The organism is Pontiella desulfatans (assembly GCF_900890425.1).
In the GTDB taxonomy this organism is placed as follows: Bacteria; Verrucomicrobiota; Kiritimatiellia; order Kiritimatiellales; family Pontiellaceae; genus Pontiella; species Pontiella desulfatans.
On record NZ_CAAHFG010000005.1, the window covers coordinates 137,182 to 161,188 of the forward strand.

A 24,007-nucleotide genomic window follows, 5' to 3' on the forward strand; every position below is an offset into this window, starting at 1 on the left:
AGGATTTTATGATGAAACCTGTTTTGAACAAAGTGTTGATTGCCGGAGCGGCGCTGAGTATTTCAACCGCGTTTGGTGATCAACCCCGTACCGTTACGCCGGAGCGGCAGAATGAGTGGTGGCACGCCCGGCACGAGGAAAAACTGGCCGAAATCAGCAATCGCGGCGACCAGATCGATCTGGTGTTTATCGGTGATTCCATAACCCATTTTATAGATAGCTATGCGCCGGGGCTGGTCCAACAGGTTTTTCCGGGGATCCAGCACCTCAATCTGGGCTACAGTGCGGATAAAACCGAAAATGTGTTGTGGCGATTGCGCAACGGGGAGCTTGCAGGAATTTCTCCGCAGGTGGTCGTCATTATGATCGGCACCAACAACACTGGGCACCGCCAGGATTCGGCGGCGGTAACCGGCGAAGCGATCGGCCTGATTGTTCAGGAAGTTCGGCAGCAACTGCCTGATGCGCAGGTGATTCTCCATTCCATCTTCCCCCGAGGCGAAGGGCCGACCGATGGACTGCGCATGCTGAATGAAGAAATCAACGCCTTGCTGCCGGCCATCGCAGCAGGGGATGAAAAAATCATCCACATGGATATCAACAGCGAGTTTCTGGATCAGGACGGAATCCTTTCAACGTCCATCATGCCGGATCTGTTACACCCCAATGCAGCCGGGTATGACATCTGGATGACCGCCATCGAACCCGTGGCCGATCAATATCTGATTCCGTCGTTTGAACCTACCATTAGCTGGGACGGCGAAGCGGGTGATGGCCTGTGGTCGAGTGTGACCAACTGGACAGGCGACCGATTGCCCGGAGCCACTGATATTGTCGGGATTGGCGACGTCACGGTGAATTATGATGTGACCGATGGGGGTGGAAATCTTCCGAGCGCATGCATCATCCAGTTAAGCAATGCAACGCTGAATGCAACAACGGTGTTGCGCATGACCAGCTCCTCCATTCATGTCGGGTCCAATTCAACTGTGACCGGCTCCGGTTGGTGGGATTTGAACGGCGGTTCATTTGTATTTGAGGACGGTGCTGCGGTGACCATGAACAACTGGGAGCAGAAGGGGCTCAATACCTTCACCTTTAACCTGAGTGCATCCGGATTCACTACGCTGACGCCCGGCGCGCTGCGGATCGGCAATGACGGCGTCCACGGCGCATCCATTTCCAATGCAACCTATGTGGTGGACATGACGAACTATACAGGCGGTGCCGGTACCATCACACTGATGGACTTCGGCACCGACGGCGCCAATATGGATAATGCCACTTTCCAGAGTGCAACCATGATCGTGACCAACGCGGGTGCGTATCAGGCCTCTATTCAATGGAACGATTCAACCGAAGCCATCGAGCTCAGCATTGCGGGAACGCCCCCGCCGGACCCGGATGCAGTTTCATGGGATGGCGAAGCCGGTGACGGCCTGTGGACGAGCGCGACCAACTGGTTGGGTGATGTTGAACCGACCTATGGCGATGATGTGGTGATAAATAATGCTGCGGTAAACTGGGATGTAACCACCAATGCCGGAAGCTTCCTGCCTGACTCCCTGACCCTTACAGGATCGGCAACGCTGACGGCCAATACAGTAACTCGATTTAACGGTACTGAAGTTAATGTGGGGCCCCAGGCAGCATTGGCGGGAACTTCTTTCTATGATTTTAACAGTTCCACCGCACGCTTTGAGGCCGGTGCAACGGCGACAATGACCTGGTGGGAGCAGAAAGGCTCCCCGACGTTTGTTTTCAACCTCAATGCGGCCGGCTTCACTGTGCTGACCCCCGGCAACCTTTTGTCCAGCACCGGCATGAGCAACGTGACCTATGTGGTCGACATGGCGAACTATACCGGCGTGGCTCAGGACATTACACTGGTGGATTTCACGAATGGCGGTTCCCTGACGGCTGCCGGTTTCCAGACAGCGAATCTGGTGGTGCAGAATGCGGGCAGCTACACGGCCAATCTCGTCTGGGACGATGCCAGCGATTCGATTGTTCTGGAGATGGATGGTTCGAACCCCGGAATTGACTATGATGTCTCCTGGGACGGCGGTGGCGGTGCCGATAGCAACTGGCTGACAGCAGCCAACTGGGACAACGACTCCGGGACTGGAAATGGTGATGTGGTGCATATTGGCAGCAGTTACACTGCGAACTGGAACTTCGGCGGGGGATGGCACTCGCCGGGTAATCCCGCGGTGGTTGATCTCGACGGCTCGCTGACCGCCAGTGATGCCGTACGTTCCTGGAGTACGGTCTGGAATATCAGCTCTCAAGCATCACTTGATCTCGGAGCCAATTGGTTAGTGCTCTGGGGGGGCGGATCCGCGTTTATTTTTGATGCCGGTGCAACGCTTAGCACCTCCGGAAACATACAGTTTGGTAATCATGCAGATTGTACGCTCGGGTTTAATCTTGATGCCGATGGGTTCGATGCTTTGAATGCCTATGGGTTGGTGGTTGACGGGTTTGCCGGCCAGACCATTTCTGTCGATATGGCGGATTATACCGGTTCGGATTCGGTCATCACGCTGGTCGATTTTTCCAGCGGCGGGGCCATGACCGCTGCCGACTTCCAGAACTTTAGCCTGATTGTGACCAACACTGGAAGCTATCAGGCATCCCTCCAGTGGAATGAAACAACCGCTGACATTGAGCTCGCTATTGAGGGCGACGATTCCGGCGGTGGAGGAGATGATCCGGGGTATGTGCCGACGAATGGGGTTGCGGTCTTGGTTGTGCAGAGCGCGAGCGGTGGTGCCGGATCGACTCCTGTTGACCTTTCCGCGGATGGTGATCTGGACTGGGGTGCCTGGGATGGAGAGCTCACAGTTCCCGGTGAAACGATGGCCGGTGGTGCCGGATTCGCCAGTCTCAGTGCGATTGGTGCAACCACGTTTGACGGTGGATTCTTTAACAGCCAGAACAGTTACAGTTGGACGAACGGGACACCAACCGCAACGGGAAGCACCACGCTGGCCGGCAATGCAACCATCACCTCCGTTGGGGATGGTGTTCAGCTGGCAATTGATGTTGCTGCTGCGGGGGCCTACCAACTGAAGTTTTACACCACGACCTACGACGTCAATCTCGATGCCACCGTGACCTTGGCCTCCGGCGGGGTTTCTGATATGGCTCCTGGCACCTACGCGACGAACAGTACGATAAAATATGAATACACGGTTGATTTCTCGACCGACGGCTCGGATACACTGACGCTGGATCTGGTTAAAAGCGGCGGGGCCAATTCCATTTTTGCCTACGAAGCGTTTTCTCTTAAATCGGTAGCGTATGTTCCGGATATGGTGGATGATCTCGGCAAGATTCTGTGCATCGGAGATTCCATCACTGAAGCGGATGCCCTGCGTGCAGCAGGCGATGGTAACTGGTCCTGGCGTTACCCGTTCTGGAAAAAGCTCGTTGATGCCGGGATATCACATGAGTTTGTAGGAACGCGTACGGCAAATTATCAGGGAACATCTGTTTACCCTGATTATAACGGCCAATCTTTTACGAATCGTCATGAAGCGATCTGGGGCTTAACCGCCCAGGAGCGTGCCGGCAGTGCGCCTACTTATCTGGGCGCGCTGAAGAGTCAGGGCGATACGCCGGACACGGCGGTCATTTTCTGTGGCGGTAATGACGTTTCCGTGGATGCCAATGTGGCCGCCGAGACGGTGCGTGACCGGATAAAAACCATCGTCGACCATCTTCAGGGCGACGTCGGCACCAGCGGTAATTCCGATATCCGAATTTTGCTCGTGTCCATCCTTCCGCGTTTTTCCGGTACTACACCGCTGGCGCAGAATACACGGCACGAGGAAATTAATGATCTTCTGGGGTCGCTGGCGACCAACGAAACCACGGCGACTTCGTATGTAACTTATCTCGATATTTCGGATCTATTTAATACTCCTCCCGGCCTGCTCTATGACGGTGTTCATCCCAATGGTGCCGGGGAAGAGGTTGAGGCGGATGAGATATTTGATGCGCTGGTTCTGGATACCGGAACGGGTACAGGTACGACCTACGAGATTACCTTCATCAATGTCGATCGGTCGGAAACCGTCGAAATAGCCGGTGTAGGTGAGGTTGCTGTTCCGCCACCGGGTGTTGATACCGCCTACAAAATGTTCACCGGCTGGCCGACTGTTTTACCCGCCACGGCAAATACGACGTATCAGGCCCTGTTTGATATTAAGCCTGCTCCCAATGGAGAATATGTCGACGTTTTCATTGCGACTGGTCAGTCCAATGCCTATTACCCGCTCAATCCGGATAACAGCGGTCAATATGCGTTCGGGCAGGGCATTCAGGCGGCTCTTTCCGCATCCGGATATTTCTCGAACCCGACGGTGGTGATCGCAGCGGAACCCGGTGTTCCGATTGCCTATTGGTGGGCAGAGTTTATCAATCCTCCGGGACCCAATACCCGTTATAATATGCACTTCTTTGATACCACGGGCACCGGCCCTGAAGGGCAGCTGGAAGCGAAAATCAATGAGATTATCGCCAATGGTGATACGCCGCGCTTCATGGGCGTCTTCTGGTGGCAGGGTGAAAGCGACGGAATCGGAGACTACGCTTCCGCCGATACTTCGCAGGCCGATTATGAATTGCGCTGGAACGGGATTCTTAATCAACTGACAGCCGACCTTGGTGCCGCAGGTGTAAACAGCAATGATTTTTCATTTGTCGTGAATACTGTTTCTGAGTCGGGCGACAAGATTAACAACATATTAACCGGGATCGCAAATGCGGACTCGCGTGGAGCCGTCTTTGATACGCAGGTGGCGCCGTATTTCGATCAGGATATTATCGTGGAACCTCAGTATGGAAACCTGCATGACTACGATCACTATGCGGTCGGGCAGGCGAATGCCCAGCTGTTTATTGCCAGCTTCGGGGGAACGGTCGATCCGTCAGCGAATCAGGCACCCTCCGCACAGGACCAGACGGTTGCGATGGGAGATGCTTCATCGATTTCCATTACGCTGTCCGCTACCGATCCGGAAGATGATCCGCTCAGCTATTCGATAATTGATCAACCGACGAACGGAACGCTTTCGGGAACCGCGCCGAATCTGACCTACACCCCGAATGCCGGCTGGAACGGACGCGATACGTTTACGTTCACGGCGCAGGACGTGTTTAACACATCCAGCGTGGCAACCATAACGATCACCGACGGTAAAGTGGTCGATCTCTTTATAGCCACCGGGCAGTCCAACGCGTATTGGCCGCTCGGCACCAACAGCACCGGCACGTACCAGTTCGGGTATGGGGTACAGGATGCCCTGGATGCCTCCGGCCTGTTTTTGAATCCAGCGGTGGTGATCGATGGCGCTCCCGGGCAGGAGATTGCCGCCTGGCATACCGGTACGGCACCCAACGGCCTCTACAATCAGCAGTTCTTTGATACCACCGGCGTGAGCACCGGAAAGCTGGAGGCGGCAATCCTTCAGATTATTACCAACGGCGATGTACCAAGATTCCGCGGCCTTTTCTGGTTCCAGGGCGAAACCGACGGACAGAATGGAAGCGAAGCTCAATATGCAAATCGATGGAACGGGTTGCTCGGCCAACTGGCTTCGGACCTGAACGCCCTGGATATCGCGACAAATGAGTTTCAGTTTGTCATGAACACCGTTGGCAACTCCGGCGCGCTGATCAACAGCACCCTGACGACCATCACGGATGCGGATGCAAGAGGGGCGTTGTTTAATACACAGGTCACTCCGTATCGAACCAACTTTAATGATATCCACGGCTACGGCCACTATGCGGTCGGCGAGGCCAATGTTCAGCTCTATATCAACAGCTTTGGTGGATCGATCCGCCCGGTCGATATTTTTATTGTGGCCGGACAGTCGAACGCCAACGGGCAGGGGCTGGTCAGCGAACTGACCGCTCAGCAGGCGGGTCCCCACGATGCGAGGTTCTATTGTTCATGGCACTATCAGGCCTATAATGCGGAAACCGATCAGTATTTTTCAGGCTGGCAGAATCAGACTGTAGCCGGTCAAACCCGATCATCATTCCACACCAGCAGCACCTTTGGTGGTAGCTCGTGGTTTGGTCCGGAGATCGGTTTCGCGGCCCGGGCCCATGCGATCAATCTTACCGGTAATCAGATGGCGGTACTCAAGTATCCGGTCGATGGGTCCTCTCTCAATACCGCAACGGATCAATTCGGTGAATCGGATTGGGATCTGGCGGCGGCCGGTAATCGGGATGGCGACTGTTGGCGTGGATTCCAGGCGGCGCTCTCGAATGCGGTCGCTGGTCTGGAACAACAGGGTCTGACGCCGAACTTTAAAGGCATGATATGGTGGCAGGGTGAAAACGGTACCAGTGCTGCAGGCCTGAATACCTTCATTGCAGGCGTTCGTAATCACCTGGCCAATACCTACGGTTTACAGAATGCAACAGAGTTTCCGGTGGTGATTACCGGTAATGATCGCTGGGGCACCGGTTTGAAATCGGGCGTCGCGGCTCCGGATGACTATGTCGGTTTTGTGAATTCCGATGCGTTCGGTCAGGCCGGTAATGTTCACGTAGGCAGCGATGAAGGACCCTCGGACTGGGATAGCAACGGCACCAACGACATGTTTGAAATCGGTGCCGCCTATGCCGATGAAATGGCGCAGGTTCTGGCCGGGAATAACGGGGGTGGAACGGATCCTGTTGATGTGGTTGTCTGGGATGGCGAGGCCGGTGACGGCCTCTGGAACTCGGCCGCCAACTGGAGCGGCGATGCGTTACCTGTGTTAGGGGACACGATTGCGATCACGAATGGCGACACCGTGAATATGCCCGGTAACGACTGGAGCCTTCCCGCGGATATCACCGTCAATGTGTCCGGCAGCTCTCAGATCGGGAATACCGTTGCGGCGGCCCGGCTTTACGGAAGTATGACGTTTAACTTTGCTGCCGGAAGCGGCATGTCCGGTGCCTACATTGATTTGTATGACGGTACATTGAATTTTGAAAACGGGGCCACCTTTACGCCTGGTTTCATTCAGCACCGCGGAAGTACGACCTATGGAATCACCTTCGGGGAAACCGGGTTTTCCTCCCTCACTCCGGGTACGTTGACGACAGGAGATCTTGGCGAAAACTGGTCGAACGTTACCTTCAATATCGATTTCTCAAACTACGATATTGCCAATGGGAACACCGTCGATCTGATCGACTACTCGGGGCACTCTGCGATATACAGCGGAACCTTTAATCCGACCGTTAATACCGATGAAGGAAGCTCCGGGCTGACCGGTACACTCTCGTTTGATACAGCGACCTCGAAAGTCATTTATACCTTCGAAGCGCCTGTCACTGCACCGGTCCTTACGCTGAACAGCGGCTTCCCGCCGGTGGTCGAGTGGTCCGCCGTCTCCGGACAAACCTACAACGTGTGGTTTAAAACCAACTTAACCGATTCGGTATGGATCGACCTCGGTCCCGCCACGGACCGTTTTACCATGCCGACCAACGATGCGTCCGGCTTCATCCGCATCGAGGCAGGGCCGTAAGTACTTTGCAGTATTAAGGAAGATCTATGGGTTGTGGCATTATGGGTACAGTGGGGAAAGTGATCGCAGTGGCGGTCTTGTACGGTGCGTTCTCGGCCGGCGCGAAACCAAAGCCGAACATCGTTCATATCATGGTCGACGATCTGGGCTGGCAGGATATTGCCAGCCATAAGCTCGACGGCAACCCGGTCTATGAGACCCCGCATCTCGACCGCATGACGCGTGAAGGCCGCCGTTTTACACAGGCCTATTCCCCGGCACCGAGCTGTGCGCCGTCGCGGGTGGCCTTCCTGCGAGGACAGCATCCGGTCAATACCGAGGTCTATCATGTTTCGGGCGGGCGTATTCCGCGGGCCTGGCATAAAAACAGCGACCGGATCTGCCCATACTATTCCTACGGACTGCCTGTCGAAGAGCCGATGATTCCGGAAGCCCTTACCAGAGCTGGATACATCACTGCACATGTGGGTAAATGGCATGCAGGTGGAAAATCCGCCGGATATCCATTCCCGTTGGATCAGGGATTTGATTTCGGGTTCACGGAGCGCGATGGCCGGCATAAATATTATAACGACGAGGATCTCTGGAATCCTGAAGAGCAGAATCGTAATACCTTTTTCGGAGCCTGGGCCAGCCCGGGCATGGAGAAGCGCCTCAGTGTTTTTGCAACGGATGATCCGAATGATCCCTATCAAGTGAATGAAAAAGGGCGGCCGTTCGATAAGCCGCTCGATCTGGTACTGGGCTTCATGGAAAAGTACAAGGGTCAACCGTTCTTTATGAACTATTGCCCCTACGAAGTACATGGTCCGATTCAGACGCGCGATAAAAAGCGTTTTGATAATTATGTAAACAAGTTGGGCATGGAATACCCTACGGATCCGAAGAAGACCTATTATGATCTCCCGGGGCACAGCGATCCATACTATGCCTCGATGGTGGATACCGTGGACTACTACATCGGCCAGGTGATCAGCTATCTGGAGCAGACCGACGATCCGCGCAACCCCGGCCATAAACTGATCGATAATACCTATGTGATTGTCGACTCCGACAATGGCGGTGTTCATCGGTTTACAGACAATGCCCCGCTGAAGGGCGGCAAGCAGAATACCTGGGAGGGCGGTGTACGCATACCGTTCCTGGTTCGCGGCCCCGGAGTGCAGGCGGGTTCAATCTGCGATACACCGATCAATCTTATCGACCTGTTTCCTACATTCATGACCATGGCCGGACTGCCGCGGGATGAAGCGCTGGAGCTTGACGGATGCGATATTCTTCCACTGATCCATGGTGAATCCGACACAGCTTTTTATGCTGATGGACGGGAACGCGAATCCCTCTTCTGGTTCTTTCCATGGGATGCCCATATGTCATCTGCTCTTCGAAAGGGTCCGTGGAAGCTGGTTCGGCACTACGGCGCCGCTAAGCGCAAGCCGGATGTGCGGCTGTTCCGCCTGTATGCAGGTGAGCGGACCGATGACCTGAGTGAAGCGCGGGATGTCGGCGACCAGTTTCCTGAAGTCCGCAGGGGGCTTTTGGAAGAACTTGATCAGTTGATCGCTGTGGCGGGTGCACCGGTGCCGTTCGACAATCCGACCGCAAAGAATGCCGATCAGGCCGCCGTTGCGGCTATGCCGAACGTCCTGGATCTTGGATCCGAAGAAGATCGTGTCTGGGTGATGTTGGAATCCGGCAACGGCAAAGCCGAGATCGAAAATGCCCGGCTGCTGTATACTCTGAATCCACCTCCAATGGATACCATTGGCGGAAACCGTGAAGAGTGGCTTTCAGCACCGGCGACAATCTCTCAAGGCCGTGTGGAAGCGGTCATGCCTCCGGGTGCCACGCATGCGGTTTTCTCGATGGTGGATGCCAACGGTTTTCTGATCAGTTCCGAGGCGATGCCGGCCGTTTGTGATGTGGGGCATCATGCGAAGGATTCGGAACTTCTTGCGAACGGTTTCGCTTATAAGCCGGGATTATATGCCCTGATCAAGCTGGGGGAACAGGCATTTGCCACAACCGGCGACAAGGAACTCAAAGCAGTCTTAAAGGCCGCCAAGGCCAAGTATGCTGCGGAACAGATTGATAAAAAAATAATGTGTGATGCCATCCGCTCTCTTAGGACGGCTATCCGCAGTCAGCAAGGAACGCCTGAGGCGGCTCACCCTCTGCTGAACCGTTTTCCGACGGAGCCACTTTTTTAGATAGGAATTTTATGAAACTTAGTTTGTATCGCTTTTCAGGTTTGATGATGACCGCCGTTTATATGCTCGCAGCCGGTGTAACAGCTGCTGCCGGTGAACCGTGGAAGACCGCCATTCCGGTGCCGGTTTACGAAGATGAACCCGGCTATGTTGAACTGTACTGGAAAGCCTGGGAACAGGCGCGCGATCATATCAAAGAGCAGCCCGGCCTGCCGCAGTCCCCCTATGTGGATGAAGCGTTCAGTGATGACTCAATTTGGATCTGGGATACCTGCTTCATGGTGCTGTTCTGCAAGTATGCGCCAGACCTGTTCCCCGGGGTGGAGACATTAAACAATTTTTATGTGCCGCTTCACGATAAGTCGGTTCCGGCGGGAACCTATCCACTGAATGTACGGCATCCGGATAATCCGCCGCTTTTTGCCTGGGTGGAATATGACAACTTTGCCTTCACGGGCGACAAAGCGCATGTTCGCGAACTGCTCACGGACACGCAGTATCTTCAAAAGCACTTTAAGTGGTTTGATACGGTTCAGCCCGGTTGGACCTTCAAATCGGCCAAAGCCGAGAGCGCCAAAGTTGAGCTCAAAAGACTGGAGCACGGCTATCTCTGGTCCGGTTGCTCGAGCGGAATGGATAACACCGCGCGGCATCGGGGACTCTGGGTGGATGCCATTTCACAGCAGGCGCTTTCCGCGCTGTACATCAGCCGCATGGCCGACAGCATCGGGCAGCAGGATGTTGCCGCCGAATGGAAGGCGAAATACGACGAGCTTAAAAAGACGATCAATCAATACTATTGGGATGAAGACGACGGCATTTATTATGATGTGGATCCGAAAACGATGAAGCATCTCAAGGTGAAAACGCCGGCCTCGTACTGGCCGATGCTGGCGGAGGTCTGCAGCCCCGAACAGGCCGCACGAATGGTTAAACACATCACCGATCCCAACACCTTCGGCGGAAAACGCCCGTGGGTGACCGTGGCGCGAAATGATCCGGCATTTGCCATGCCGGATGGGGATTACTGGCGAGGAGGCATCTGGCTTCCGACCGCTTATATGGGTACCAAAGCACTGGAAAAATATGGATTTTATGCCGAGGCCGACGCGGCGGCCGAAAATCTGTTGGATCATATGCTGCGCACGTTTAAGGCCTACGAACCGAATACCATCTGGGAATGCTACAGCCCTACAAGAGATCATCCGGTCGTCCGGAGAAATGGTCACATTGTTCGACCCGATTTCTGTGGTTGGTCCGCCCTGGGTCCCATTTCCATGTTCATCGAAAATATCCTCGGCTTCCATAAAGTGGACGCGCTCGATAAGCGGGTCGAGTGGCGCCTCTACCGTCCGGGAAAGCACGGTATCAAAAAACTGAAGTTCGCGGATGTCCAGACGGATATTCTCTATGACGGTGAGGGCAGCGTAACCATTGAAAGCAGCGCACCCTACACACTCGTGATCAACGGAGCCGCGCATTCAATCCCCGAAGGCCACTCGGCTCTCACGGTTGAAGCGCCCCCGCAAAAGGAAGATACCGAATCGCTTCCGTCGCTGACGGCCAGCGAGGTTCCACAGTCGGTTGATGAACTGTGGGCCGGTTACGACCCGGACCGCGAACCTCTGGATATAGAAGTGATTCGCGAGTGGAACGAAGACGGCTGTGTTATCCAATACCTCACCTATACGATCGGAACCTTTAAAGGTGAAAAATCGACCATGGCGGCATTTTATGCGGTTCCGGAAAATACAAAGGGAAAAATCCCGGCCCTGATCCAAATGCACGGCGGCGGCCAGCGTGCCATGATTGCCAGTGCGAAGTACGGCGCGGAGAATGGCTATGCCTGTTTGTCGATCAACTGGGGCGGTCGCGAAATGGAGAACGCACAGCCCGGTGATCCCAACACGGATTGGGGAGCAATCGATGCAACGCAAACGGGACACAACAGCCATTACGGAAGCCTGGCTCCCGATCACCTGACGATCGATCCCTTTGAGTCACCGCGAAACAACAACTGGTTTTTGATTACCCTCGGTGCAAAACGGGGGGTCTCTTTTCTTCAGCAGCAGCCGGAAGTCGATGCCGACCGGATCGGTGCGTTCGGGCACTCCATGGGCGGTTTTCTCACGGTCATGCTGACGGGGGCCGACCCGCGCATCAAAGCGGCGGCTCCGTCCTGCGGTGGAAGCGGCTCTGCGCCGGAGCTGATCCGAAACCGTTTGAATTCGGGTGCGGCCCGGAAGCACTCCGAGCTGTATTACAAAACGATCGACGACGCCCAGTATATCAAACGCATTCAGGCTCCAATCCTGTATGTCGGGCCGCACAACGACTTCTGCGGTAATCTCGACAACATGTATGCGAACTGGAGCGGAATGCCGTCCGAACGTATTGGATACACCGTCACCCCTCACATGAACCATCGCGCAACACCGGAGCATGCCTTCGCGAATATGCTGTGGTTTGATCACCATCTCAAAGGAACCTTCGATTTCCCCGAAACGCCGCAGCTGACGGTGAACCTTAAAGACAGCCAAGGTGTGCCGATGGCCACCCTGAGTCCGGATCAGATCGATAAGGTAGCCAAGGTCGACTTCTATTATTCGGTCGATAATCACACGCTGACCCGTTTCTGGCGCAGTACCCCGGCGAAGAGGTTGGGCGATCAATGGCAGGCACAACTCCCGGTCAGCAGTGCAGATCAGTCCCTGTATGTTGTGGCCAATGTGTATTACCACATCGATCATAACGTGGTTGGTTATCCCTGGCTTCGGGACATGCCCGAAACCTTCGGCGTCAGCTCGGAAATGAAAAGCTTTATGCCTGCTGAACTGCAGACTGCCGGTGTGCGCGGCGACGAAAAACGTGAGCGGATGATTCAGGCGGAGTTCGACTATCAGGACTGGTATACACTGAGCTGGGAAAATTCGCATCACTGGTGTGCCTATACCCGGAAAATCAAAGACCCCCGCTATGCCGGCCCCGATGGCGCGGAGCTGGCTCTGGACATTCAGGTCGACCACGATCTCTCCTTTATCATTCATGCGCGCAACAACAGCTGGGATGCATTTTCCGGCGAATCGAAAGGCGACTACTATGCGCTGGTTTCGGTGAGCGGGTCTCCCGACTGGCAGACCGTTAAAGTGAAACCGAGCGACTTTAAACCCGAGAACAGCCGGACCACCGCGCCGTTAATCCAGTGGCAGCATGTTACCGAACTGGGGCTGTGCGCACGCATCAGGGTCGATCAGGATGGTGGAGCCGTCGTGGTTCCGGAAGGAAAAGAAATCGCATTTCGCGAACCCCGTAAATTCAGAAACCTGCGCTGGGAGGGAGGGAGTTATGCAAACTTTCCGGCGTTCGGTGAAGTCGGCGGCGGAAAAATTTCCGCAACAGCCGGGCTGGGGGATGATGAATTCCAGAAGGCCATTGACGATTCTATTGCACTTGAAAAACAGGATGAAGCGGCCGCTGAAGGCGGTAAAGTTTATCTGCGCAAAGAGATGGCTTCCTCGGTCGACAGTCATTGGCAGGTGCTGAATGACAAGGGGGTTGAAGGCAAGCCGATCCGTGTAGGTGGAAAAAAATACCTGCGCGGTTTGGGCGTCCATGCGGAGTCAAAAATCACCTTCCCGCTGAGCGGCCGGTTTTCCTCGTTTCATGTAGTTCCGGGGCCGGATGATGCGCACCACGGGCAGCTGGAAATGAAAATCTTGGTGGACGGGAAAGAAGTGTTCGCCACTGGAAAAGTACGAAGTCCCACATTTGAATCACAGCCGGTAACGGTTCCGGTGAAGGGCGCTGGCGAGTTGACTCTGATCGTCACCGATGGTGGCGAAGACATCGGCGGCGATCACGCCAGCTGGGCCGATGCTTATCTCACGAAGTAAGCCGGATCAGGTTGAAGGGGAATGATGAAGTTATTTGTTCTTTTGATTGTGACGGCATCTTCGCTTTCTCTCTTTGCGGAGCGCTGGCCCCCGTCAAAGGTGGAGGTTAAGAGAAGGACGACGGAAGTCTTTCGCCATGGCTCCAAAGATGAATGGGGCTATTCCAGACCCCAGGATGATACGTTTTTTGTGGTTCATCCCCGGGGCGCGAAAACGAATGCGCCGCTCTATGTCGTGCTGCATTCTGCCGGCCACGATGTGTGGTCCGCCGTGCAATGTACTGCACAGGCCGGCAATCACGATATCTACCATTCGCCCGACAACTTTTATGCACTTTATCTCGATTGCCGCGCGAATCCAGGCGACTGGTGGTGGGGTGGTACGAATCCGCGCGATTCCGGCGATAAAAAAAAGAATTCCGGCGACGAGCTGCAACCGGTGGAGAACCGGGTGGTTGGTACCGTGAAGTGGGTGATGGAGACCTATGATATCGACCCGAACCGCGTTTATCTTTGCGGAAACTCGATGGGCGGCAGTGGCGCGCTGGGAATCGGGCTGCGCCATGGGGATCTTTTTGCGGCGGTTAAGGCCAACGTTCCGGCGGGGATCGAACATGTGTCCAATCGGTTGTATTTCCCGCCGGCTTCGGTTCCGGCGGGGCTAAAACTTCCTGATCCGCCGGTGGTGGTCGATTACTCCGCACAGAATGATCAATGGTCTATCGGACATGGGCGATTCGTGAAGGCCATGAATGACCGGAAGTATCCGCTGTTCTTCTATTGGGGTCCGTTCGGCCATGCCAATAATCATGCCCGGATTCTCGGGGTCAATGATCTGATCAACTCGTTTGACTGGCTGAATGTGAAGAAGAACGAAGCGTACGCCGTTTTCTCCAACGCATCGTGCAACGACCCGTTGCCATGGCCGGATAACCTAAGCTCCACCGCTGCCGGGCAGGTGAATGCATTCTTCCGCTGGAAAACTATGGCCGATACGGAAAGCCGGTTTGAGATGCAGCTGTATCTGGTTTCTGAGAAGGATTTAACCACGACGTTTACGATCCCGAAGGCCGCAACAGCAGATGTTTCTTTGCGCAGGCTGCAACGACTTGAGATCGAACCCGGGCAGATGGTTCAATGGCAATACGGCAAGACGGGAGGCGAGATCTCGGCGGATGCCGATGGTCTGATTACGATTCCGGATCTGACGATCACTGAATCCCCCTCATTATTAATGATCAGCATGTAGAGGAGCGCGGAGATAGGATGTGTAGATACTTATATTCAGGTGCCGTTTTTTTGTTTGCATTCGCGGCTCTGGCGGCCCCGGTTCACTGGGATGGCGAAGCGAATGACGGGTTGTGGTCAAATCCTCGCAATTGGTCTAATGATATGCTTCCGAAGGTTGGAGATTCCGTAGTTATTGAGCGGGAGCGCGTTGTTTATGATGTGGATACGGATAACGGTAATTTGCCGGAAGGGCTGAGCATTTGGCTGAAGCAGGAGGCCGAACTGTCTGTGGCCAAGGTGATCCGTCTGTATGATGCCTATCTGTCAGTTGAATCCGGCTGCCGTTTGTCCGGCGGCTCATGGTGGGATCTGGACGGGGGCACCCTTGAGTTTGAAGACGGGGCGATAGTTGATGTTAACGAGTGGGAACAGAAAGATTCAAATCATTTTAAATTCAAACTTGGGCCACAAGGATTCAGGCCCTTGACTCCGCACCGAGTGAACCTGGGGCATGGGTCCCTTGCTGCCTCCATGAAAAATATCACATTCACGGTCGATATGGCCGCCTATAAGGGGGGATCGCAAACCATTGTGCTGTTTGATTTTTTCCGTAATGACTGTGGTATTGATGCTAGAAATTTCGAGGCTGTATCCGTGAATATAGTCAATGCGGGCGAGTACCAGGTATCGTTGCAGTGGAACGATAAAACGGACTCCGTCGAGTTGGTGGTCCTGGGTGTAGCCCAGACCGAGACACTGGGACTTTTGGTTCTGTAGCTCCGGCTTCGGGAAGAATGGTTCAGGCGTATGACGACGTCCTGATTTTGATGCCGGGACTGATGATCGCGACCGTTGATGGTCAGGAAGGTATAAAAAGGAAAAATTGATGATTAAATTTTTGATCGCGGTATTGGCCATTTCTGTTCTGGTTGTATCCGGAGATCCCGGAAGGCCGATGGCGGCGAAGTCCGAACGCCCCTCTGAATGGTGGCACCAGCGTCATCTTGAAAAAGTGGCGGAGGCGGAAAAGGGCGATGTGGATGTCATTCTGATTGGTGACTCAATTACCCAGTACGGTGAGCGGGACGGTTGGTATGGCTATTATTTCGGCAACCGGAAGGTACTGAACCTGGGGTTCGGGGGCGACTGCACCCAGCAGGTGCTGTGGCGTCTGCAGAACGGCGAAATCGACGGGCTTAATCCAAAGCTGGTTTCGGTCATGATCGGTACGAACAATGCCCGCCGTAATACGCCTGAAGCTATTGTTCGCGGCATTCAGGACATTCTTAAAGAACTGCGCCAGCGGTTGCCGGAATCGAAAATTGTTCTGTTTTCCATTTTTCCCCGTGCAGTCGGTACAGAGTACGACACGGTACAGGCGGTGAACAAACGCTTGCCGGAACTGGCGGACGGTCGGACGGTACTTCATGTGGATATAAATGATCAGTTTTTAAATCCGGACGGATTGATCAACGAAGAGCTCTATTACAAGGATCTGCTTCATCTCAGCGACAAGGGTTATCAGCTGTGGTGGTCGCAGCTGGAGCCATATGTCAGCCAAGCACTCGGTGAAAAGCCATTAGTTTCGAATCCGCCGCGCGCGATTCGGTCTGAATTGCGGGGCGGCCCGCGGCATCAGGAGAAAGTGGCGGAATGTGCGGAGGGCGGCCATGAGCTGGTTTTTGTCGGTGACTCCATTACGCATTTCTGGGAGCGCGAGGGCGATTGGGGTATTGAAGTCTGGAATAAATACTACAGGCATCGCAAGCCCTTGAATCTGGGCTTCGGCGGCGACCGGACGGAGTGGGTGAACTGGCGCCTTCAGAACGGTGAGGTCGACGGGCTGAGCCCGAAGGTGGTGGTGCTGATGATCGGCACCAACAATTCCGGGGTGAAGAACGACCGCCCCGAGGATACCCTGGCGGGGATTGAGAGCAACCTGCGGACGATCCGCTATCACCTGCCGGAGAGCAAAATTCTCCTATTATCGATTTTTCCGCGCGGAGAAATGCCGGACGATCCGCTGCGTAGGCGCAATGAGCAGGTCAATCTTAGGCTCCCGGCCTTGGCGGAGCGTATCCCGGGTGTGGTTCATTTGAATATTAATGAGGCATTCCTGGATGAGAACGGCGTACTGTCGCGTGAGCTGATGCCGGATCTGCTGCACCCAAATACCAGGGGTTATCAGGTTTGGGCCGAGGCGATGGAGCCAACGCTGAGTGAACTGTTTGGTGATGAGCCGGTTAAATAAAGGATTTCGTGCTGTGAAGAAACATACTGTAAATTATTCGATTATACTGGTCGCATTGCTCGGTCAGATGACCTTTGGAGAGGCTTTGCCTGAGACCGTTGTTCCGGAACCTCGAGACAACTGGTGGATGCAGCGCCATGAGGAAAAGCTTCGGGAAGTTGAACAGAAGAAAAATGAAATCGATCTGGTTTTGATCGGGGACTCGATTACCCATTTCATGGATGACCGCGCTCCGGGAATTATTCAGCAGACGTTTCCCGGTGTGACATACCTCAATCTGGGGTTCAGTGCCGACCGGACCGAGAATGTTCTCTGGCGTCTGCAGAACGGGGAAATTGAGGGATTATCGCCCAGGCTGACCATGATCATGATCGGCACCAACAATACCGGCCACCGCAACGATCCGGCGGAGGCGACGGTTGAGGGTATCCGGCTGATTGTTGAGGAGGTCTGCCGGCGGATGCCGCAGACCAAAGTACTGTTGCTCTCGGTCTTCCCGCGTGGCGCAACGCCGGACGATGGTCACCGAAAGCGGAATGAGGAAATCAACGATCTGCTTCCAACGCTGGCCGATAACCATACGGTGTTTCATCTGAGCATCAATGATGCATTTCTGGATGCGGAGGGCGGATTGTCCAACGAGATCATGCCCGATCTGCTGCATCCGAATGCCGCCGGTTATAAAGTCTGGATGGATGCGGTAAAACCGACGGTTGAGATGCTTCTTGCCGGTCAACCGAAGGTTCCGACTCCGCCCGAAATCTGGGCGGACTATAATCCGGACAAGGGGGACTTTAAGGAGGAGATCGTTTCCGAGAAAACACGGGATGGAATTTATACCCGCGAGTCGTATATCAGCGCATACGTCAATGGTGAGGAGATCCGCGTTTATTGTAAATATGCAGTGAAAGAGGGTGCTCGGAATGCGCCGGGTCTGATGGATGTGCACGGATGGATGGGCGCACCGAATCCGGATATGAGTTTTGTGAATGATGGATGGGCGGTGCTATCGCACGGGTACTGCGGCAAAGTGAAAGGCAGGCCCCATTACACGAAATATCCTAAGAAACTTCTGCAAGGGAACATGGACCGGGCTGAAGGGCCGCCCGTCTGGTCATACACCGAGGGCCGGGAGCCGATTACAGATTATCGCCAGACCTCCGATTATCTCTGGTATGCCATTCAGCGGCGTGCGCTCAGTTATCTGCTGTCGCAGAAAGAGGTGGATGCTTCCCGTATCGGTTCCAAAGGGTACTCCTATGGCGGGACGATTATGTGGAACCTGGGCATGGATCCGCGCGTGAAAGCGACGGTGGCTTACTTCGGAATTGGCTGGAACGAATATTACCGCAGCAAACAGGTGTGGATGTACAACCAGCCATACCAGACTCCGAAAATGGATGAGGGAGAAAAAATTTATCTGCCGACCATGGCGCCGCAGGCGCATGCGCCGTATATCACGGCGGCTACTCTTTGGCTGAACGGCTCGAACGATCATCACGGCGGGCACGAACGCAGTGAGTTAATGTTTAATCGTTTCAGCCCCGACGTGCCGTGGGATTTTGCGGTTCAGGCGCGCGGGCATCACAATACAGAAAAGCTGGGCGACGGCTGCAAACTCTGGCTGGAAAAGCATGTGCTTGGCCGCGATCACTTCTGGCCGGAACGGCCGGAATCAGAAATCAGGCTGGGTGCAGGCGGTGTGCCCGAACTCCACCTAACCCCGTCAAATCCGGACCGGATCAAGGAACTTCAGATTGTTCAGTGCCTGAAGATGGCCAATAACATTGAGCGCTACTGGCGTGATGTGAAGCCGGTGCGTAAAGGCAATACCTGGATTGCCAAGCTGCCGGTGATGAATGTGGATGAATATGTATTCTCGTATGCCAGCATCCGCTACGACAATGAATGTGTTGTTTCATCCGACTTTGAAGCCGTGATCCCGTCACAAATAGGGGATGCCTTGGCCACAGATAAAAAAGCGGATGAACTTCCCGGCGGAGCTGATCGGTGGAGCCATGCTGCTCCCGCTGAAGGAATCGGCGGGATCACAGGGTTTCGCCCCATCGATAATCGGAGAGGCACGAAAAGCGAGCAGTTTTCTGATCCGAAATGGAGAGCCCCGGCCGATGCGGATTTGTCATTTAAGTTCTACTGTACGCAACCGCAAACACTGATTCTTACTGCAAACGGCCGGTTTGCGATGGATGTTGAAATTACCGCATCGGACGAGTGGCAGAGCATGACGATCCATGCCGGACAGTTGATGAACCCGGAGGGGGTTGTGCTGGGAAATTGGTCGGACGTCAAAAATGTCGGGTTTAAACCCAAAGCCGGCTCGGATATCACCAAGGTGGTCTTTGCTGATTTTCAATGGAAGGCCTCTTCGGGAAAAGTGCCGGAAGTGAATGCAGACGGCAGGGCCTACCTGGACCAGGCGGCCGCTGTTTACTGTGAAAGCCACTGGCGCGTCATGGATGACAAGGGGGTTGAAGGGAAACCTCTCAGCATATCCGGTACGACCTATGAACGTGGTTTAGGCGTTCACTCCAATTCAGAAATCAAATATTCATTAAACGGATTATTTTCCACCTTTTATGTGATTCCGGGGCCGGACGATGCCCATCATGGCCTGCTTGAGATGACAATCCTCGTCGATGGAAGAGCGCTTTATTCCTCCGGAAAAGTGCGCTCCACCACCTTCGAAGCAAAGCCGTTGGAGATTCCGGTGCAAGGCGCCGGAGAACTGACCTTGGTGGTCACAGACGGCGGCGATGGTCAGGGCGGTGATCATGCAAGCTGGGCGGATGCATATCTCATGAAATGAGTCAGACTGGTGCGGTCATGGACATGCGAAGTATCCAGGTTTCCTGAAGTCAGCCCGTAAAACCATGTTTGCATGTGTCAGTCAATACAATGCGAAATCCTGCCTGCGAAAACTCGGACAACCACATGCCCTCTACCGAACTGTGGATATACACAGTCGCATTTTTCAGTACATTGATGAGCATCATGAAGTGGGAAGGTTCGAAAGCTGGACCTGACCGGGACAGCAATGCTTAAGCATGAAAACAAGGAGAGTAAAATGAGGAGAACAGGAATACTGGCCGGAGCGCTTTTATTGGCCGTTGTAGCCAATGCGGCAACCGTTACCTTCATCGGGACCAATGGCGCTGCATGGAATGTTGATGGTAATTGGTCGGATGGTGTTGTGCCGGATGCTTCTGACACCGCTCAAATTAACAGCGGTTCAATTGTGAATTTTGATTACGGCAGCGGATGGCCCGCTGCCAATGCAATAGCTGTCAATGTCGACGGCACGGTGACGGCAGCTAATCCCGTGCGCTCCTGGGCGACGGTATGGAACTTTGGCTCAACAGCTACGCTCGACGGCGCTACCTGGTTGACGCTCCAGGGCGGTGGTTCGGCATTTTTGTTTGATTCCGGTGCGACCTTGACGAACATCACCGGATCGATGGAACTTAATGGTAACGCAGACGTAACCCTCGGGTTCAATCTCGATGCCGGAGGTTTTCAGCAGTTGACTGCCTCAACGCTGCAAATTAACGGTTATGTCGGTCAGACCATTCTGGTGGATATGGCCGCGTATACCGGTCCGACTCAAAACATACCACTGATCGAGTTTACCAATCCCGGAGGCTCCCCGACGGTTACGGCTGCTCAATTTCAGACCTTAAACCTGATCGTTACTAATAACGGTGGTTATCCCGCCAGTCTGGTTTGGGATGAAGAGGATGACTCGATTGTTCTTGATATGGGTGTCATTGATTACGATATCACCTGGGACGGCGAAGCCGGTGATAGTCTTTGGGCCAGCGCATCCAACTGGACGGGCAATACGCTGCCTTCAAATGGAGATATAATCGGTATCGATGACGCAACGGTTGAGGCCATCGAGTTTCTCCCAGGCCAGAGCATGATTTATTTGAACGGAACATCGACGCTGACCGGTGGGCTGGTGCGCGCACAGGGCTCAACCTTCTATGTTGGTTCTCAGGCCGTGCTGACGGGCGGATTCTGGGACTTTGACAACGGTTCCGCGGTTTTCGAAGACGGTGCATCCGTTACCATGAGCCAATGGGAATTTAAAAACGACAACCACTTAAACTTTAACTTGAGTGCGTCTGGATTCAGCACGCTGACCCCGGGCAGTCTTGTGGGTTCCGGTACCATTAACAGCAATGATGCTTTCATGGTCGATATGGCCGACTTTACCGGCCCTGCCCAGAACCTGACACTGGTCGACTTTTCGAACGGCGGCGGGTTGACTGATGTTCAGTTCCAGACGGCAAACCTGATCGTTACCAATGAGGGTAGTTATGAAGCTAACCTGATCTGGGATGAATCAACCGCTTCAATCAAGCTCGATATGGGCGTTGTTGAATACGATGTCACCTGGGACGGCGAAGCCGGTGACGACCTCTGGTCGAATGCAACCAACTGGACCGGCGATACACTCCCTACAGCCGGAGAGGTTATCGGGATTGATGGATCGAACGTAACCTGGGATGTATTAGCCGCCAGTGGCAACCTGCCCGCCAGCTGTGAACTTCATCTGACCGGTGCAGCAATCCTGAATTTGACCACGACGCTGCGAGCAAACAATTCAACGGTTTATGTCGGGTCATCCGCATCCCTGACCGGTTCGGGCGCATTTGTTGCGGAGTCCGGAAATTTCATATTTGAAGCCGGTTCTACAGTGAATCTGTCCGGGAACAGTTTTATGGGCAGCGGAGCCGGATTAACTTTCAATCTAAACATCGGCGGCTTCACAACCCTTCAGGCGGGAAATCTGTTTTTGAACGGTTCCGCAGCGAATATCAGCAACTCCACCTTTATTGTCGATATGGAAGACTTCGACGGGGCCCCGCAAAATATTTCGCTGATCGATTTCAGTGCGGGCGCTGAAGGCGGCAGCCTTACGGATGCCCAGTTCCAGACCGCTGCGCTGATGGTCACTAACGACAGCGGCTATGGCGCCAGCCTGGTTTGGGATGAAGCAGAGGATCGGATCATCCTCGATATGAATGCGGTTGCGTATGACGTTGCATGGGACGGCGAAGGCATCGGAGACTTCTGGTCGAACCCGACCAACTGGACGGGCGATACCCTGCCGGGCAGCGGTGACGTTATCGGCATTCATAACGCATCCGTTGACTGGGATTCTAATGCCGGTAGCGATAACCTGCCTTTCGCCTGCGAGATTCATTTGACCGGAACCTCGGAGTTGGAATCAACGGCAACCCTTCGTATGGCCAATTCGACGATTAATGTGGGCGCAAATGCAACGATCACCGGCTCAGGGTTCTGGGACTGCGATGACGGGACATTCGTGTTTGAAGACGGTGCGGCCGCCACGATGAACTTCTTTGAATTCAAGGATGCCAACAGCCTCACCTTCAATCTGGGGGCATCCGGCTTTACGACGCTGACGCCGGGCAATCTGTTTGGAGCCGCGAACATTGGCGGCGATGATACCTTCACGGTTGACATGGCTGACTATACCGGCGGAACCCAAGCCATCACATTGATGGACTTTTCCAACGGTGGAGGTCTGACGGACACCCAGTTCCAGACTGCGAACCTGGTGATAACGAATGAAGGCAGCTATACTGCCGACCTTGAGTGGGATGCGGGGACGGCTTCCATTATACTGGAGGTGTTAGACGGTGATCCGGCTCCGGTTGCTGATGATCAGACGGTCTATATCTCCGGCTCTTCAGTGGCCATTACGCTGACGGCGACCGATCCCGAAGGCGATCCGCTGTCGTGGGCCATCGTAGATGCTCCGGCCTTCGGAAGTCTTTCGGGTACGGCCCCGGATCTGACTTACACACCGACCGGCGCGACGGTGGCGGACAGCTTTACCTTTACGGCATTTGATGGCTCCAGCCTGTCCAACACCGGAACGGTAACGATTCTGCCTACGGTACAATTTATAGAGAGTGGTTCTGCTCCGAATACAGATGTACTGGTCAGCGTGCTGCCCGGTTCGCCCGGAGTAAATCCGGAAGCTCCGTTGCTCTGGAGTACCGGAGATGCCGGCTTGGGTCAATCCTTCCGCTTCGCATCTGACACGACGTTGAATGCCATCACCATTCAGAAATTTGGAGATGCCTCCTTTGACAGCGATGAGCATGTGCTGAAACTGTGGATCGGTGAATATGATACGGATGATTCAATCGATGAGGGCTACCCGGCCACGACGCATTCGGTGGGTGCAACCCTGCATACCCAATATATCGACCTGTCGGGGCAGAACTTTACCAGTAACAACTATTACACCATCACATTGTCCTCGGGCGTCAGCCTGAGTGCCGATGTGGAATATGGGTTCGAGCTAGCCTTTACTGCACAGGATACGGACAACCGTTTTGATCTGGTTAAATACTATGACCCGGCGGGCACCGGTGACGGTATATACGCGGGCGGTATGACGCTGTACCAGGCCAACATTACCGGAACACTCCCGTTTGTATCGTTGATTGATGAAGCGTGGAATGATCTGGCGTTTGTGTTGCAGGGGACCTCTGCCGGCGGAGCGGATCCGATCGGTGATATTTCGCTGGGCGGACTTGTTGCAGGCGATCTGGTCTTCTCATGGGCCACGTCCCTTGGCCAAACGTATAACGTCGAAACCAATGCCGACCTGACCACCTCGAACTGGGGCATACTGGAAACGGTTATCGGCGATGGTGGAACGGTTACGGTGACCAATACCCCCGGACTGTCTGAGTTGTTCTATAAAATAACGTCTCCGTAAGCAGAATTTACTGACCGGATACATGCAGGCGTGCCCGTGTTAAATGCGCGGGCACGTTTTTCTTGTGCGACAACAGCAGGAGGGTAACCCGCT

8 protein-coding genes are annotated in these 24,007 nt (G+C 54.3%); all 8 read left to right on the top strand.

The window, feature by feature from the left end:
* Positions 1-8: 8 nt before the first annotated feature.
* The gene (locus E9954_RS30955; protein WP_136083184.1) at positions 9-7,547 is read left to right on the top strand and encodes a GDSL-type esterase/lipase family protein; all 7,539 of its coding nucleotides are present in this window, start codon (positions 9-11) and stop codon (positions 7,545-7,547) included.
* A 26-nt stretch (positions 7,548-7,573) separates the two neighbouring features.
* The gene (locus tag E9954_RS30960; protein ID WP_136083185.1) at positions 7,574-9,757 is read left to right on the top strand and encodes a sulfatase; all 2,184 of its coding nucleotides are present in this window, start codon (positions 7,574-7,576) and stop codon (positions 9,755-9,757) included.
* 11 nt (positions 9,758-9,768) lie between these two features.
* Entirely contained in the window at positions 9,769-13,650 is a 3,882-nt protein-coding gene (locus E9954_RS30965; RefSeq protein ID WP_136083186.1) for an NPCBM/NEW2 domain-containing protein, read from the top strand.
* Between the two features lie 21 nt (positions 13,651-13,671).
* Entirely contained in the window at positions 13,672-14,898 is a 1,227-nt protein-coding gene (locus E9954_RS30970) for an alpha/beta hydrolase-fold protein (RefSeq protein ID WP_136083187.1), read from the top strand.
* A gap of 17 nt (positions 14,899-14,915) precedes the next feature.
* Complete coding sequence (locus E9954_RS30975; protein WP_168442717.1) at positions 14,916-15,656, top strand: hypothetical protein; 741 nt, start codon at positions 14,916-14,918, stop codon at positions 15,654-15,656.
* 109 nt (positions 15,657-15,765) lie between these two features.
* On the top strand, positions 15,766-17,130 hold the full coding sequence (locus E9954_RS30980) for a GDSL-type esterase/lipase family protein (RefSeq protein ID WP_136083189.1): 1,365 nt from the start codon (positions 15,766-15,768) through the stop codon (positions 17,128-17,130).
* A 13-nt stretch (positions 17,131-17,143) separates the two neighbouring features.
* On the top strand, positions 17,144-19,957 hold the full coding sequence (locus E9954_RS30985) for an NPCBM/NEW2 domain-containing protein (protein WP_168442718.1): 2,814 nt from the start codon (positions 17,144-17,146) through the stop codon (positions 19,955-19,957).
* A 258-nt stretch (positions 19,958-20,215) separates the two neighbouring features.
* Positions 20,216-23,914 (top strand): beta strand repeat-containing protein, encoded by a 3,699-nt coding sequence (locus tag E9954_RS30990; protein ID WP_136083191.1) that lies wholly within the window; start codon positions 20,216-20,218, stop codon positions 23,912-23,914.
* Positions 23,915-24,007: the final 93 nt, after the last annotated feature.

Excerpts from the sequence above, each read along its gene's own strand:
- E9954_RS30955 (WP_136083184.1), top strand. The coding sequence starts at position 9 with ATGATGAAACCTGTTTTGAACAAAGTGTTGATTGCCGGAGCGGCGCTG.
- E9954_RS30960 (WP_136083185.1), top strand. The coding sequence starts at position 7,574 with ATGGGTTGTGGCATTATGGGTACAGTGGGGAAAGTGATCGCAGTGGCG.
- E9954_RS30965 (WP_136083186.1), top strand. The coding sequence starts at position 9,769 with ATGAAACTTAGTTTGTATCGCTTTTCAGGTTTGATGATGACCGCCGTT.
- E9954_RS30970 (WP_136083187.1), top strand. The coding sequence starts at position 13,672 with ATGATGAAGTTATTTGTTCTTTTGATTGTGACGGCATCTTCGCTTTCT.
- E9954_RS30975 (WP_168442717.1), top strand. The coding sequence starts at position 14,916 with ATGTGTAGATACTTATATTCAGGTGCCGTTTTTTTGTTTGCATTCGCG.
- E9954_RS30980 (WP_136083189.1), top strand. The coding sequence starts at position 15,766 with ATGATTAAATTTTTGATCGCGGTATTGGCCATTTCTGTTCTGGTTGTA.
- E9954_RS30990 (WP_136083191.1), top strand. The coding sequence starts at position 20,216 with ATGAGGAGAACAGGAATACTGGCCGGAGCGCTTTTATTGGCCGTTGTA.